Annotated in this window: 16 protein-coding genes and 1 other annotated feature; of the genes, 11 read left to right on the forward strand and 5 right to left on the reverse strand. The window is 42.2% G+C overall.

What is annotated here, in order from left to right; all coding sequences use genetic code 11:
• Positions 1-72: 72 nt before the first annotated feature.
• From ABN764_RS24885 to ABN764_RS24905, 5 genes are all read right to left on the reverse strand, one after another.
• Positions 73-543, reverse strand: a complete 471-nt coding sequence (locus ABN764_RS24885) for an SRPBCC family protein (RefSeq protein ID WP_268627657.1) — start codon at positions 541-543, stop codon at positions 73-75.
• 26 nt (positions 544-569) lie between these two features.
• Positions 570-1,040: an SRPBCC family protein gene (locus ABN764_RS24890; protein WP_446673420.1), complete on the reverse strand. Its 471-nt coding sequence runs from the start codon at positions 1,038-1,040 to the stop codon at positions 570-572.
• Between the two features lie 30 nt (positions 1,041-1,070).
• Entirely contained in the window at positions 1,071-1,511 is a 441-nt protein-coding gene (locus ABN764_RS24895; RefSeq protein WP_446673421.1) for an SRPBCC family protein, read from the reverse strand.
• A gap of 5 nt (positions 1,512-1,516) precedes the next feature.
• Entirely contained in the window at positions 1,517-2,014 is a 498-nt protein-coding gene (locus tag ABN764_RS24900) for a MerR family transcriptional regulator (RefSeq protein ID WP_072732259.1), read from the reverse strand.
• Between the two features lie 148 nt (positions 2,015-2,162).
• Positions 2,163-3,500, reverse strand: a complete 1,338-nt coding sequence (locus ABN764_RS24905) for a sodium-dependent transporter (protein ID WP_446673422.1) — start codon at positions 3,498-3,500, stop codon at positions 2,163-2,165.
• A 308-nt stretch (positions 3,501-3,808) separates the two neighbouring features.
• Positions 3,809-4,034: a binding site (T-box leader), on the reverse strand.
• A gap of 218 nt (positions 4,035-4,252) precedes the next feature.
• Between ABN764_RS24905 and ABN764_RS24910 the strand changes: the two genes are divergently transcribed.
• The 11 genes from ABN764_RS24910 to ABN764_RS24960 form a co-directional block, all read left to right on the forward strand.
• Positions 4,253-4,723, forward strand: a complete 471-nt coding sequence (locus tag ABN764_RS24910) for a hypothetical protein (protein WP_446673423.1) — start codon at positions 4,253-4,255, stop codon at positions 4,721-4,723.
• Between the two features lie 104 nt (positions 4,724-4,827).
• Positions 4,828-5,178 (forward strand): hypothetical protein, encoded by a 351-nt coding sequence (locus tag ABN764_RS24915; protein WP_446673435.1) that lies wholly within the window; start codon positions 4,828-4,830, stop codon positions 5,176-5,178.
• 57 nt (positions 5,179-5,235) lie between these two features.
• Positions 5,236-6,012 (forward strand): alpha/beta fold hydrolase, encoded by a 777-nt coding sequence (locus ABN764_RS24920; RefSeq protein WP_446673424.1) that lies wholly within the window; start codon positions 5,236-5,238, stop codon positions 6,010-6,012.
• Positions 6,013-6,191: 179 nt separating this feature from the next.
• Entirely contained in the window at positions 6,192-6,521 is a 330-nt protein-coding gene (locus ABN764_RS24925) for a hypothetical protein (protein WP_083545283.1), read from the forward strand.
• Between the two features lie 200 nt (positions 6,522-6,721).
• On the forward strand, positions 6,722-7,516 hold the full coding sequence (locus ABN764_RS24930; RefSeq protein WP_446673425.1) for a hypothetical protein: 795 nt from the start codon (positions 6,722-6,724) through the stop codon (positions 7,514-7,516).
• Positions 7,517-7,681: 165 nt separating this feature from the next.
• The gene (locus ABN764_RS24935; RefSeq protein WP_446673426.1) at positions 7,682-8,305 is read left to right on the forward strand and encodes an alpha/beta hydrolase; all 624 of its coding nucleotides are present in this window, start codon (positions 7,682-7,684) and stop codon (positions 8,303-8,305) included.
• 88 nt (positions 8,306-8,393) lie between these two features.
• Positions 8,394-8,861 carry an NUDIX hydrolase gene (locus ABN764_RS24940; protein WP_072730748.1) on the forward strand — a complete coding sequence of 156 codons (468 nt, stop codon included), beginning with the start codon at positions 8,394-8,396 and terminating at the stop codon, positions 8,859-8,861.
• Positions 8,862-9,058: 197 nt separating this feature from the next.
• Positions 9,059-9,490, forward strand: coding sequence for a hypothetical protein (locus tag ABN764_RS24945; protein WP_446673427.1), 432 nt, complete (start codon positions 9,059-9,061; stop codon positions 9,488-9,490).
• A gap of 38 nt (positions 9,491-9,528) precedes the next feature.
• Entirely contained in the window at positions 9,529-10,695 is a 1,167-nt protein-coding gene (locus ABN764_RS24950; protein WP_446673428.1) for an alanyl-tRNA editing protein, read from the forward strand.
• Positions 10,696-10,846: 151 nt separating this feature from the next.
• Positions 10,847-11,413: a DL-endopeptidase inhibitor IseA family protein gene (locus ABN764_RS24955; RefSeq protein ID WP_446673429.1), complete on the forward strand. Its 567-nt coding sequence runs from the start codon at positions 10,847-10,849 to the stop codon at positions 11,411-11,413.
• A gap of 671 nt (positions 11,414-12,084) precedes the next feature.
• A partial coding sequence (locus ABN764_RS24960; protein WP_446673430.1) for a non-ribosomal peptide synthetase occupies positions 12,085-15,378 on the forward strand: 3,294 nt, incomplete at its 3' end.

The raw sequence follows: 15,378 nt of genomic DNA on the forward strand, positions 1-15,378 counted from the left end.
ATGCTTACAAGAATACATGGAAAAACCGGCCTCGCAGCCGGCAGGAGTCTATCGGAAAAGGTACTCAGGCTCTCAGATGGACATCTTCTGCAAATGCGCTTCGAGCCGGTCAAGATTTTCCTTGGTGTGTAAAGATGCGATTTCCTTGATGGCGTTGAATACGGCTTCATCTTCGAAAAGCTGGCGCATAGTTAATCTGGTTGTGCCGCCAAGATCCTCGAAGGTTGCCGTGAGTTGAAAATGGGGGTCATATAGATACCGCAGCACGATCCGTTCTGGCCCGATTTCGACAAATTCGTTTTTATTGGGATAATCGACTCCGTCCGGTCCGTGCATCATAAACTCCCATATCCCTCCTGGCCGTAAATCAAATTCGAGAAAAGTGTTCGTAAACCCGTTCGGACCCCACCACTGTGCCAAATGCTCGGGTTTAGTCCAGGCTTCGTAAACGAGGGAATGGGATGAACTTATCACCCTCGTTGTTACCAACTCCTTTTCTTCCGCTACGCTGATTTCACAGTTTGCCGCATGGTTTTCCGTCATGCCCGTTCCTCCCTCGCCTTAGGTTCTCAGATGGACATCTTCTGCAACTGCGCTTCGAGCCGATCAAGATTTTCTTCGTTGGCTGGAGTTGAAATTTTCTTGATGGCGTTGAATACGGCAGCGTCTTCGAAAAGCTGGCGCCATGTTAGTCTGGTTGTACCGCCAAGATCCTCGAAGGTTGCCGTGAGTTGATAATGGGGTTCACATACGTGCCGCAGCACGATCCGTTCTGGCCCGATTTCGACAAATTCGCTTTTATTGGGATAATCAACTCCGTTCGGTCCGTGCATCACAAACTCCCATGTCCCTCCCGGCCGTAAATCAAATTCGTGAAAAGTGTTTGTAAACCCGTTCGGACCCCACCACTGTGCCAAATGCTCGGGTTTAGTCCAGGCTTCGTAAACGAGAGCAGGGGATGCATTTATCACCCTCGTTGTTACCAATTCGTATTCTTCCGCTGCGTTGGTTTCGCTATTTGTCGCATGCTTTTCTGTCATGCCCATTCCTCCTTTACATAGTAAAATAGGTTAGTCGATCTCCAGCTGCACACCCAGCTTATCCATCATCTCCTTGGTTCCGTGCTCGCGCTGAGCCGGTGTATCGTGGCCATCGAGAAAGACGCCTTGCTCGGTGAAAATCAGCTTTGTGCCTTCTCCCTCTGGCTTGAACTCGACGGTCGTTGCAGAAACGGAAATTCGCGTCTCGCCCATATCCAACGTATAGGTATAAACGATGCGCTCGTCTGGCACAATGTCGTGGTACCGGGCATTGAAGGTAAACACCGCTCCGCCGGGAGGCCCACCTTGAGTGCGTTCTCCACCGCCGACACGGAAGTCAAACTCATCTGCTTTCGAAAACCATTGCTCTTTCATGCGAGGATTCGCCCAGTAGGCAAAAACCTTTGCTGGCGAAGCTTTGTACACTCGCTCAACGACGAAAGTGTGATGAATGGAAGATCGTTCGTTCATGATTTTCAGCTCCCTTGATTCGATTCGTCGGCATCCTTGTCGAGGAGATCGCCAAGCTGATCCAGGCGATGCTCCCAATTCATCCAACGTTCGAGGATCACTTTTTCTTGGCTCTTTTTCATCATTTCTAATAATTTTGTAAAATCTTCAACCGTCACTGGTTGTTTCAAAAGCATGAGTTCGGACACGGATTCCAATCCGGACAAAAGCTTTTGTTGCATCTGGATCGTTTCTTTTAGGCGGGCGATTTGCAGCGACACAATTTGCAACGGACTAAAATGGCCGCCGGTTACTACGGACTTAATCTCCTCAAGCGATAAGCCTAGCTCTTTTAAGGACAAAATTTGCTGCAGTCTCGATAGGTCGGCCTGGTTATACAGCCTGTGCCCCGAATCGGAATGCGCCGAAGGAGAAAACAGGCCAATCTGATCGTAAAATCTCAATGTTCGTAATGTGAGTCCCGTGAGCTTAGCAAGATCTCCGACTTTCCAAAGCTGCTTCATAATCACCTCTTTTTGTGCTGCGCATCTATTTGCCGGCAACTATACTATAAAACATGACGTTACGTCAGGTGCAAGTGTTATCTCTTGAAACGGAAAAAATATAACGAAAAGGCCCTAACATAACGTTATGCTAGGGCCCTTCGTATTTCTAAATCACTCCAATTACATTTAAAAATACGATTATAATTGCAATTGGTGCTATATAGCGAAGTAAGAATAACCATAATACGAATAATGTATAGCCTCTATTTTTACTTACTTCCAATTCTCTCATTAATACATCTTTCTTCATTTTTAACGGTACAAAGATCGCAACTAATAATACACCGAGTGGCATAAGAACATTACTTACTGTAAAGTCAGCTAAATCAAAGACGGTTTTGCCAAACAATTCCACATCACTTAATACGCCATAGGATAGCGCCGATGGAATCCCTACGACAAAGATTAGTAATCCGACAATCAGTGCCATTTTTTCGCGTTTTCCGTTCCCTTTTTTCGTTAAAGAGGCAACGCTAATTTCCAACATCGAAATTGCGGATGTTATCGTTGCAAAGAAAAATAGTAACAAGAAAATAATGAAGAATAGCTTTCCGAATGCCATTTTACTGAAAATCGCTGGCAATACAATAAATAATAGACCTGGCCCTTGAGATGGTTCCATTCCAAATGCGAATACAACCGGGAAAATAGCAAGTCCAGCAAGCAATGTAATCACAAGTGTTAAACCGACGATAGAAAACGCGGAACGCGGTAAACTTTCTTCTTTCGGTAAGTATGAGCTATACGTTACCATGACTCCTACACCGACAGATAATGAGAAGAACGATTGCCCCATCGCATATAACACAATTTCAGATGTTACATGTGAGAAATCTGGTTGTAAGAAGAAACGAACTCCTTCTCCAGCACCATCTAATGTAAGTGCTCGAACAATTAATACAAAGAATAAAACAAATAGTGCGGGCATGAAATATTTATTTACTTTTTCAACACCGTTTTGTACACCTTTACTTACGATAAAAATAGTAATCAAAATAAATAATAGCTGTGCTCCAACAGCCAAATATGGATTGGAAATGATTTCACCAAAAGTTGCTTCGTACGCGCCATTTCCTTCCCATAGTCTGCCTGTAATTGCGTTCCACAAATATAATAGAATCCATCCTCCTACAACACTGTAGAATGAAAGCAATATGAAGCAGGTTACAATCCCTAATTTACCTACCAACGGCCATAGCGTCTTAGGAGCAATATCTCTATATGCCTCAACAGCCTCTTTTTGTACACTTCTTCCAATTACAAATTCCGCCAATAATAACGGTAAACCTATTAATAAAGTGAAACCGATGAAAATAAGAAAGAACGCGCCACCGCCTCCAATACCGGCCATATACGGGAACTTCCAAATCGCTCCAAGACCAATTGCTGAACCTGCTGCAGCTAAAATGAAACCTAATTTCGATGTCCATTGCTGTGAATCCATCTCTTTATCTCCTCTCTGCTTCTTCTATTTCTTTGTCTATTACGATTCGGTCTTTATTCATATTGTTCTATCGTAGATCCTTTCTCATACAACCACTTCCTTTCAAATAAAAAAACGTCCCTACGTAAATACGTAGGGACGATGAAATATCGCGGTACCACCCTAGTTGTGAAGATACAACAAGAGTAAGACCTAAATAAAAACGTCCCTACGCAAATACGTAGGGACGATAAAATATCGCGGTACCACCCTAGTTATGAAGATACAACAATAGTAAGACCTAAATAAAAAACGTCCCTACGTAAATACGTAGGGACGATATATATCGCGGTACCACCCTAGTTGTGAAAAAAAATTCTTCACCACTTTATTTGATAACGGTATTCACTACCGTCTTTCATTTCCTCACAACGTGAGATTTATGAAAGATGCTCCAGGACGAACTTCATGAATAATCTATATACTGATTCACACCAACCATCAGCTCTCTGAGATAGGGAGATTTCCACTACTTTATCCTTTCATAGCCCAAATATGTAGTTTTCCGAAATGGATATTAACATTTTTATCACGCATTAAAAATTGTGTCAACTAATTTTTGATTTTCAATGTATTATTTTTCGATATAAATAAACTTTTGAATGAATACTACTGGACCTATTTTTCCATGATATGCCTTTACTTGAAATTGCAAACGGTTGTAATATTTAGTCAGGAAATTTCCGAAAAAATAACGGAAAGGGGAGTTAGGGTTGTTTTTTGTAATATTGATTTTGCTAATGTCGCCTGTACTTCCAGTTGTTAATGCGAATGAAATTGAGAGCATTGTTAATCAAGTCACAGAAGCCTTTCAATTGGAAATGGTACAGGCTGAAGAGGTTGAAAGTAATCCTGAGATAAGAGATTATATTGTTTCCAACGGGTTTGAAAGTGAGATATTGACTGGAAATGAATCTAGCTTATATTTAGTTGAGAAATTCGGATTGAAGCCGATTCAAGCAAGTAGTGAATCTGTAAGTGAAGCGGCTAGAGAGCTGAAGCTTAAACATGGCCTTGATAAAGTTTATCCAGTAATTTATAACGTAGATCAAAAGTTCTTAGTAAAAAGAACTAATGATAAAGTTAGTGGGAAATTGTCAGTAAGCCACATGTGGTCAATCAACTTTGTCACTAGTAATACTGGGATAACAGTAACTGTATTGAATATCGGCAATGATTCATAACGTGGCATCATCTAAAATAAACAACCCTTATTTTCTCTTTCCAACTAAGTGTAGCTGATCCAAATTACCAAATGATGTATGAGAGGATGAGATAATTGAATCTAATGCAACTTAAGGTGCCAGCAGGTTATGCCGTAACCTATAACAAATTCTACGATATAGATCCTATCCTTAGTGAGGGTAATGATTACCTAATTGAGAACTGGGGATACTTCACAGAAGATTTATTACAGATCGTTAAACTGAAAATTAATAATGGAAAATGGTACATTCCTGAAAGTGATGACACTTTACTCTTAGATCTAGGTTGGTACCCAGATTCAGATATAAATGGTCATTACCATTTGCAACTTGTTGATGGAAAATGGAATCAAATTAAAAGTATCTCGTCAAAAGATCGATTTTTAATTAAAGTGGCACTTGAAGAATGGATGGAAGAACATCAAAAAGTGTAAATAGATCATTGTTGCGCAACTCGTAAGATCAAATGAAACAGTAAAGGGTGGAATCCATTGAAGCTACATTACACAGAGTCGGGAAATACAGAAGCTTCTCTCATTGTTTTCTTACATGGGGGAGGAGTGAGTGGTTGGATGTGGGCGAAGCAAATTGAATACTTTAAAGATTACCATTGCTTAGTTCCGGACTTACCTGGACATGGGAAGAGTCCTTGCACAGACTTTTCAATTCAGAATTGTGCTGAAGAAATATTAAATTTGATTCTAACTAAAGCACAAGGCAAAAAGGTTATTTTAATCGGATTTTCTTTAGGCGCACAAGTTGCTATGGAAATACTAAGTATGAACCCAGATATAGTAGATTATTCAATAATAAATAGTGTACTTGTTAGACCGGCTCCATTTGTAAATAAAATGATTCAACCTGCCATCCGGTTAACTTATGGGCTAACAAAAAATCGAACTTTCTCGAAGCTTCAAGCCAAACAGTTATACATTGGTGAGGAAATGTTTGAAACCTATTATAAAGAAACCAGTAACATGGATATGAACCTTCTTATTCAGATTTTAGAAGAAAACATGTCTTTTCGGATACCAACAGATTTCAGCAAGTCTACAGCAAAGATCTTGATAACTGTTGGGGAAAAAGAAAAGAAAATGATGAGGAAATCCTTATTAGACATCGTAGACAACACAATCCATTGTAAAGGTATTATCATACCTAATGTTGGTCATGGAGTATCCCTTGCCCAACCTGAGTTATTTAACAAGATTGTTGAAGCTTGGATTAATGACCGAGAACTACCGTATGGACTTACCCTTGTAAAGTAATGGATTGACAGAACTTCGAAAAGTCGTTGATTTACAGTTCAACCTGTTTTCCTACCTACGGGAGAAAGGTTTGCTTACTCAAAGAAAGGTTGGTCGCTAAAATTGCGGATATGGTTTTTATCAGGCTTTTATTACAGTAACGAGTTAATTTTTACGAGTGTATATAAGGAGAGACAAAATTGATAATTTGTTTTTACGATAATTCCGAGATTAAGGACGAACCAATTATTAATATTGATCGTGTATATTGTTTGGATTTTGAGAAATTCACTAACGATTCATGGGATAGATTGGCTGAAATTTATTCTTTGCTTCCATCACAAATAATTATGAATCATATTGGTCAGCCATGTTGGTTTGGTGAAGAAGGTAAAACTGACTTCTTTCTATGGGCATCAGTAGAACCATCAGGGCTGCAGATTGCAGGGACTCTGAGATCAGGTGATTGGAACGAATGGGAAGGTAAATTTAATAAGTACATAGCTGTGTTTCCCTTTTTTGAATGTTAGCGATTACAGGAATCGATAGTAACTCGAAGAGAGTCATGGCCTCATCTAACACCATATTTAAGTATAGAGAAGACTATTTTTCCTTGAATGTCAGATGTATAATCATGGAAGGCGCCAACCACTTATAACACCATCTACGCAGCGAATTTTCCAAGAACGTCATATCTATTATCAAGTAACGAATAAGGGGACGAGCGGATATGAAAGGAATTACGAATGAAAGATTCGCTGTTATAAGACGTTCCTTTCCATTTTATTTATGTGCTTTATATCTAATTTTAGAGGTCGTTACGATATGGCACTTAAGTAAAGGCGATCATCCAAAAGAAGTGAACTACTTTCAAATAACTGCTGATAACGGTGTTGTTCTTCATGTGCTGAAGACGGAGCCGAGTCGTATTTCGCTTCATAGCATAAACGACAACGTCGTGAGATCGGGAACCAATGGGATAAATGGTGGATTCTTTTGGGGAAATCAGTTGCTAAGCATCGCGGTTATGGATGGTATGCCCGTAAGCGGAAGTCCGAAAGAATATGGATCAGGCTGGTTTAACGTCAAATATGCTCGGGGAACCATCGTTTATGATCGGGTCACAAAAATAGTCAACGTGCAACGAGCTGCAAGCGTCGATGATCTGTATATCTCAGATGTTGCGAAGTTCTGGGCTCAGGGTGGAATCAGTATGAATATAAAGGACGATAGCAACTGGTATAGAATTGCGGTTGAAAAAGAAGGGTTGCCGTTTCCCGATGACGAGCGCCTTCGCAGTGGTATGGTCTATGATAATTATGGGGAATTATACCTGGTTGTTACTTCTACCAAATGTACGGCAGAAAAATTTCGTACTGCGATTAAGGGAAGTATTGCCGATGGGGAGTTGAATGAGGCCATATTTCTAGACGGGGACGGGTCTTCACAACTACTCGCTGGTAACATCGAACTGAAGGGTGACGGCCGACCGGTGGTGCAGATGATCGCGGTAAATGGAGAATAACAAGAATAACACGATCAAGGCTATCGCCCTTTGATTGTAAGCTGTATAATCGTGGAAGGAATGATGACTTAGCCTAAGATAAGAGCTATCATAGGCTGGGTCATTTCGTGTATATAAAAACATTAGACGAAAATTATCTGAAGCATGAAGGGAGATAAAGTGAAAATGAAATTGGATATTATACATGTACCATCGGTTTGGGGGACTGAATTAAAACATAAACATTTCACAGTTCAAGAAGGAAATAACAAGCTAGTTATACTTTTTCCTGGTTGGAATTATCCTTGTGAGCTTCCGCTTCTCTATTATGCGGGTAATGCTGCATTACAACAAAAGTATGATGTATTGAATTTAGAGTACGGTTATCAAGCAGCAAGAACGAACTTAGACAAAAAAGACTTACCTATAGTTATAGATGAATGCTGTGAATCAATAAATAGAATCATTACCAATTATGATCAAGTCATTTTTATAAGTAAAAGTTTAGGAACCATAATTGCTGGAGAAGTACATCGAAGATTACTATTTAATGTCTATCATGTATTCCTGACCCCATTGGCCGGGACAATCCCATTTATAAATACATCCGATGGAATTGTAATTTATGGTGGGAATGATCCTTCATTTACGAAGGACAATGCTGCACAAATTGAAGAAAGACAAAAGACTATTGAAATCCCAGGTGCGAATCATGGATTAGAAACCGGGAATGTAGAAGAAAACCTTAGTATATTAAAGAATGTTGTAGATACATATAAAAAGATATTAACGGAAAGAGATTCGAGGTAATTTGCCGTATTCTGTAGAGGCATGTACTTTTGGTATTTGTTCCAGCAAGAGCATTCAGAATCTTAAAAGATGAAGGGATGACAATCCTATGGATTTTCTATGGTACGAGCTAGATGACATTTTACATGACAAGATTACGTTTGTTGTTATGATAGCAAAATATAAAAATGAACTAATTATAATTAGAAACAGGAATCGAGAAGTTTGGGAGCTTCCAGGAGGAAGAAGAGAAGAAGGAGAATTTATTATAGAAACAGCAAGCAGAGAATTGTATGAGGAAACAGGCTCCATAAAATTTGAATTATCACCATTAGGCATATATGCGTTTCATGATAGTTATGGGATGGCATTTTATGCAGAGGTAGAGGAAATAGATGAATTACCGGAATCAGAGATCGCTGAAATACGATTGATAAAATCATTACCCGAAGGACTGAACTATGGAGAAGTGTATTATAAGATGTATGAGAGACTAGATCTAGTAAGGAGAACAAATAAAGGATTGAAAACGTATAAAATCAATTACATGGATCGACCTGCTAAATATGAATTTTGAAATCAAATTCAGAAAATATAATAATTCTTAAACACTTAGCTTCGTATTTCGAAGATCCATTTGGTGATATGTTGAATTTATTTGAGGGATTAGAAAAGCAAAAAATGCTTGTACATATTCATGGTGTTGTATATAGAAAGATTCTTCAGAATGAGGAATCATGTTGAATAATCAATCATTTGAAGGATGAATGCAGCATGGACACTTTAGGTATTTGGTCGTCAGGGAAATTTTTTTATGATTGTTTTGAGGACAGAGTAGTTGTTTTTACAGGGACGGATATTGGTTATATCGTGTTTTTCAACCTTGTATGTGAGGATATTATCGTGTTTAAGCATCGAAAAGATGCTGATGGTGAGTATATAAGTACACGATTTGAATGTTCCTTCATGGACGGAGTACTTACGAAAATCGAAAGAGTGAAGCAAGAAGAAAAGTTTACATATAAGCAATATAAAGAAGAGATTTATACTGGGGAAGTTGTAGAAGTTATTGAATTTGATAAGCCGATCATAATGGATGATTCTAGATTCGGTCTTGAAACCCGAGATTTAGAATCGTATCGTATATTACTAACAATTCAGCAAAGACTTCAGTTAATACCAGAAGAATATAGAGCTCTTTTATAGTAAAGTAAATGTAATCTAGGAACAGTGAGGACATAAAGATGACGAAGAAGCTATATTATGAATCCGCCTATATCCGGGAGTGGAAGACACAAATCACTCGCAGATTGGAGCGGGAGGATGGAACCTATCTGGTATTGAATGAGACAGCCTTTTATCCACACGGTGGGGGACAGCCCTGCGATCTGGGGTGGATCAATAAAATTCCAGTTCTTGATGTCGTTCTCGAGGAAGGGGAAATTCTGCACAAAGTCGAGCATTCTCCTGAGGTGGAAGAGGTCGACTGCCGCTTGCATTGGGATAGAAGGTTCGACCATATGCAGCAACATAGCGGTCAGCATCTGCTGTCAGCTATGTGTCTGGAAGCATGCCAGGCGGAGACGCTCAGCTTCCACCTAGGTGAGGATTATGCCACGATTGATGTTGCCCGACCTGATTTGCCGAAGGATCAGCTTATGATGTTGGAACTGGAGGTTAATGATCAGATTTACCTGAATCGCAAGGTCACGAATTATGTTGTGACTCAAGAGCAAGCTGCGGAGCTGCCGCTTGTGAAGCAGCCCAAGGTAACTGACGATATTCGGATCGTTGAAATCGAAGGTATCGAGTATAACGCTTGTGGCGGCACACACGTCTCAGCAACAGGTGAGATTGGAATGATCAAGCTGTTGAGAGCTGAGAAGCAGAAGGGGCATATGCGTATCTATTTTAAGTGTGGATACCGTGCGTTGAACGAATTTAATGCCGGTGTGGAGATTCTCGGCAGTCTAGCGGCCCGATTCAATACGGGAAAGGAAGAGATCTTGGATCGGATTGAGAAATGGGATCAGGAGCAGAAGCAGCTGCAAGTTGAATTGAATGCGGTGAAGGCTGAGAATGATGCATATCTGGCTGAGAAGCTGTTGGCAGACCGCCAGGGAAGCTTAGTTAAGCATGAATTCGCGGATAAGATGCTGAAGGACATGCAGAACTTGGCTGCTAAGCTCACTGAACAAGCTGACGTTATCGTGCTTTTCATGTCCAACTCAGATCATAAGGTACTGCTCGCCCGAGGAGGAGAGGATGGTCTCGCCTGCGGTGCCTTCTTCAAACAGCATTTGGCCGATTATCGGGGCAAAGGCGGAGGCAGCGATAAGATGGCACAGGCCGGATTTGCTACTCGAGAGGATGCAGAGGCATTTTATCAATTTGCAGCAGAGTCATTATAAGGGAAATAGATTTGTTTTAGACAGACAACACGCGACCCGGCCTAAGATACCAGCTATCTAAAGCTGGGTTGCGACGTATTTACACCTGTCATCGAGGGCATTGACTAGCAAATACATAAAATGTTCAGGACAATGAAAAGGGACGATCAAATTGAAAATATTAAAATTAGTATTATTGTCGTTATCTATGCTTTTTCTGCTGGTTGGCTGTACGACAAATGTCGAGCAAGAATTAACGAAAGAAGAAGCGATTCGATTGGCCATAGAAGGCGAAAACCAGTTATCGACGATTGTTGTATTTGGCCAGATGGATCGTAATAAAGCGTTAGATCCCAGGTGTGATAGCTTTCAATCAGAAGATCACTACTTTACTTATATTTGTGATGCAACAACTGAAGCGGACATTAGAAACAAGCTGGATCCATTTTACACTCCGAAGTATATTGATGAAATCATGGGAAATTTCCGTATACAACATGATAAAAACGGAGTTCTGGCGGAACTATTCGACGGAGGTTACTCCCAAAAATCAAAGGATTCTATACGCAATGTTACCATCGAACAGAATGGGAACAGAACAAAAGCAATTCTCGATATGTATGTAGGCTTAGACGGAGAAAGAGACGTTAAAACTTCAAAAATAGAATATGAATATATACAAAAAGCAGGCTGGAGGATTGCGTCGAACGGTTTATTATTCTCAGAAATGAAGGAATAATAGGGCAGAAAACTCCCGTCATGTTTTTGATCATACAATCGAAAGCTCTGCTTAAGAGGATGGTTAGCGCCTAAAACCATTGTCCCCCAGGAGCTCTTCATTACGAACATGAGGTTTGCAAGTGGATGGCAGATCGATCGCCTAACACAATATTCGCATGTGGGCAATGCGGCCCTTGAACTCTAGCAGATGTTTCGTAGAAGCCTTCATCAAGCAGATACTTACATTACCCTGTGTCGGTGATTTGAAGATTAAATATCGTTAAGCTTGAACATAAATGTCGGCGGCTCGTGCCTTTAAGGTACGGGCTTTCTTTGTGTTACTTTCGTTTTTCTGGAGTGAAGCTGTTCATAACTCATATTTTGGATTGGTCGATGCACATTTTGGGTATTGATCATAAACTTTACAATTATGTCAAAAAAACAACAATTCGTATTGTGTTACAAAAAATTAACGAATTTCGACATGATTCTTAATAATTCCTTTATATAATTACAAAAGGTACCATTTGTCGCCACGATTAGGGCGACAAGGTGCCAGTAAATTGAAGGGAAGGAAGTGATGACGTCCGTCTTGAATAGAGCGTCATTGATTATGAATTCAATAACTGTACTGTACGGATGTGAGGAAACAGAGTATGGGAACATGTAAAAAATCATATTCGGAAAGGGATGGTTTACTTGTCAAGTAAAACGTTTATCAAAACAATTCCGTTGTCAAAGGGACAAATCCCGCTTTTATCGCATGATTCGATGTATCCAAACAACACTTGCTACAATGAATCGTTTGCGTGGCATATTTATTCAAAGCTGGATATAGAAACTGTACAAAATGCTTTTATTGAATTCGTAAAACGTCATGAATGTTACCGAACTGTCTTTATAATGGAAGAAGAGCCTGTGCAAAAAGTGTATAGCGAACCAGTTCTCGATTTCAAGTCAATCGCAGTAGGGGACTGGGGAGAGTCGGCAGTTAACCAGTACCTGTTGGCAGAGTCTCAGGAGAGTTTTGACCTGAGCAATGGGCCATTGTTTAAAGTCAGGTTGCTGTGTTTTAGCGAGGAACATTATGTGCTGTACATCGTACTCCATCATGTTGTTTTTGACGGCTGGTCTTTATCTCTGATATTAGATGAGTTTGGTTTATTGTATAAACGTTTATATAACGGAGATCTGCAAGAGAATACCCAACTGCAATGCGTGGAGTTCTCGTATTCGGATTTTGTCAGTTGGCAGGAAAGCCTGTTACAGAGCGAAGCCGGGCAAACATCAGCGCAGTTCTGGAAACATAAACTATCAGGCGAACTTCCTGTGCTGGAACTGCCCGCTGATAAGAAGCGTCCGCCTGTTCCTGCTTTTGCCGGAGGACTGGTGCCTTTTGCCTTGGAGGCAAAAACGAGCGAGAAGCTGTCTGCATTTTGCAACAAAGTAGACAAGTCTTTGAATCGCGTGTTATTAGCGCTTTACTTTTCTTTTTTACATCGGTTATCGGGGCAAAACGAAATTATCGTTGGAACGCCCAGATACGGTAGAAAGAATCGAAATTTCCATCATTCTTGTGGTTACTTCGTGAATTTACTTCCAATTCGGATGCGTTTTAGTGAAAATGACTCTTTTAAACAATTGCTTCTGCAAGTACAAGAAGAATTAACGGATTGTACCAATCATCAGGATTATCCCTTCTCGCTTATGGTTAGCGAAAACAGTCTTCAGCGTGATATGAGTATTCCAGCAGTTTTCCAAGCGGGGTTTGTATTGCAAAAAGCTTGCAAGCAAGATGCGGCTATTTTTCTGGGCAATGCTACAAATGTTTTCGATTTGCACGGGCTAAAGCTCGCTCCGTTTCCTTTGGATAAGAAGGTCTCCAAATTCGATCTGACTTTATTTGTTGAACAGGAAAGTAATGGAACGATTGCAGCGAATTTTGAATATAATAAAGATATTTTTCATGAAGATTCAATTCAAAGATGGATTCGTCATTTTGATCATTTTATTCATACGGTGCTGGATAATGCTGAAGAAAGAATGGCTGACATTCGTCTTTTATCTCAGGATGAGGAGCAGCAGCAACTGGTGGCATGGAACCGGACGAAGACGGCGTATCCACGGGATCAGGTGATTCAGGAGCTGTTCGAGGAGCAGGCGGCGGCACGGCCGGAAGCGGTGGCAGTCGTTGACGAAGCCCGCCAGCTGACGTATGGGGAACTGAATGCGCGGGCCAACCAACTGGCGCACTGTTTGCGAAAGAAGGGTGTGAAGCCGGAGACGCTGGTTGGAATCTGCATGGAACGCTCGGCGGATCTAATCGTCGGGATCATGGGGATCTTGAAAGCCGGGGGCGCATATGTGCCGATGGATCCGTCGTATCCGCAGCAGCGCTTGACTTACATGACTCACGATGCGGGGATTGAGTTAATGGTAACCCTGAACGAGGCAAGCGGATGGGTGCCGGAGCCTATCACGCGCATCTGTCTGGACAGCGCTGCCGATCAGAAAATGCTGTCACAGGAGAGCGATCGGAATCCGCCGGTCATGACGACATCGCAAAATGCAGCTTACGTCATGTATACGTCAGGATCTACTGGAAACCCGAAAGGCGTCGTTGTGGAGCAGCGCAACGTGGTTCGTCTGGTGAAAGAAGCGGGCTACATCCCTTTCAGCGCCGAAGATAGAATGGCTCAAACCGGTGCGATCGGGTTCGATGCCAGCACGTTTGAAGTGTTCGGCGCGCTGCTGAACGGAGGATCGCTGTATCCTATCCCAAGGGAAACGTTGCTGGATGCGCCCGCGCTGGCGGCGTTTGTACATCGTCATCAGTTGACGACGATGTGGTTGACATCTCCATTGTTCAACCAGCTCGTTCAAAAAGACGCTGCTATGTTCGCGGGTCTTCAGCATCTCATCATCGGCGGGGATGCGCTGTCGCCGGTTCATGTCAATCAGGTGCTGCGTTCTTCTCCTGAATTGTCGCTGTGGAACGGGTACGGTCCGACCGAGAATACGACGTTCTCAACTTGTTTCTTGATTGACCGTGCGTATGAGGAACAGATCCCTATCGGTAAACCGATCGGCAACTCGACGGCGTATGTGGTCAATCAGCACAATCACTTAAATCCTGTCGGCGTACCGGGAGAGCTTTGTCTGGGCGGAGACGGCGTTGCGCGCGGGTATTTGAACCAGCCTGACATGACAGCGGACAAATTCGTGTCCAATCCGTTCGTTGCGGGAGAGCGCATGTACCGGACAGGGGATTGGGTGAAGCGGATGCCCGATGGGAATCTGGTTTATTTAGGGCGGATGGACAAACAGGTGAAAATCAGAGGATTCCGGATCGAAGTTGGTGAGATTGAGGCGATTCTCAACCAACATCCGACTCTGCGACAGGCGACCGTCGTCGTGCGGGAAGACAGGCCGGGGGAAAAGCAACTGGCGGCGTATCTGGTCGGAGAAGGCAGCGCGCAGGAATGGCGGGCATACTTGAGCGAGCGATTGCCAAGCTATATGGTGCCAACGTTTTTTGTGCAACTTGATAGTTTACCGATAACGCCGAACGGGAAAATCGATACGAGGGCGCTGCCGATTCCGACAGTGTCGTCGCAAGAGGGCTATGCGGCGCCGCAAACGCCGGCGGAGGAGCTTGTTGCGGCGGTATGGAGCCAGCTGCTTGGCGTGGAAAGGATCGGTATCTATGATTCCTTCTTTGATTTGGGAGGCCACTCGCTGCTGGCAACGCAAGCGGTTTCGCGTCTGTGCGAGGTGTTCGGCGTGGAGGTGGCGGTGCGCGACCTGTTCCAACACCCGACGATCGAAGGCTTATCCCGCCAATTAACGCTGTTAGCGCAAGGGGGAGAAGGAGAGAAACGCCCGCCGATTCAAGCGGTGGAACGAAGCGTGCATATGCCGGTATCGTATGCCCAGCAGCGGCTCTGGTTCCTCGATCAACTGGAACCGAACAGTCCGCTGTAC

Source organism: Paenibacillus wuxiensis (assembly GCF_040195695.1).
Classification (GTDB): Bacteria; Bacillota; Bacilli; order Paenibacillales; family Paenibacillaceae; genus Paenibacillus_B; species Paenibacillus_B suaedae.